This window comes from Halorubrum sp. SS7 (genome assembly GCF_005435055.1).
GTDB lineage: Archaea > Halobacteriota > Halobacteria > Halobacteriales > Haloferacaceae > Halorubrum > Halorubrum salinarum.
In genome coordinates this window covers 898-1,564 of sequence record NZ_SGXV01000085.1, presented here as the reverse complement: position 1 = coordinate 1,564, position 667 = coordinate 898, and the positions used below count along the sequence as shown (strand labels likewise).

Annotated in this window: 1 pseudogene; it reads left to right on the top strand. The window is 62.7% G+C overall.

From position 1 onward, the window contains the following. Positions 1–598 (top strand): annotated as a pseudogene (locus EXE44_RS16715) (S1C family serine protease); the annotation flags it as partial. Positions 599–667: the final 69 nt, after the last annotated feature.

Sequence of the window (667 nt, the reverse complement as noted above, 5' to 3'; positions counted from 1 at the left end):
ATAACTTGGACGGAACCGTCACGTCCGGCATCGTCAGCGGTCTCGACCGGCTGATCCCGTCACCGGCAGGGTACCAGATTCCGGACGCGATTCAGACGGACGCTGCCGTGAACCCCGGGAACAGCGGCGGACCGCTGATGTCACTTGACGGGCGCGTTATCGGTGTCGTAAACTCCAAGCGTGGGGACAACATCGCGTTCGGCATCTCGCTCACCCGACGCGTCGTTCCCGAACTCATCGAGACGGGCGAATACGAACACGCGTACATGGGCGTGTCGCTACAGAACGTCACGCCGGCGGTCGCGGAAGCGAACGGGATGAGCGAACCTCGCGGACTGCTAGTCGTCCAGACGGTTCGTGGCGGGCCGGCCGACGGTGTGCTCCGACCGAGCGACATCGAGTTCGTGAACGGAGTCCGCGTTCCCTTGCGATCGGCGGGGAACCGATGCGTTCCTTCGAGGACCTAGCGAGCTACCTGGCACTACGGACCCGGCCGGGTGACACGCTCGAAGTGACGGTCCTTCGCGATGGGACGGAGCAGACGATCGAACTCACGCTCGTCTCGCGCCCCGAACAGTCACAGTCACCGCTTCGTTGACATCCTTCCCGCCCTTCACAGTAGTTGCCGAATCAAATCTCGTTCCGTAGTGAACTACCCTACCCTACT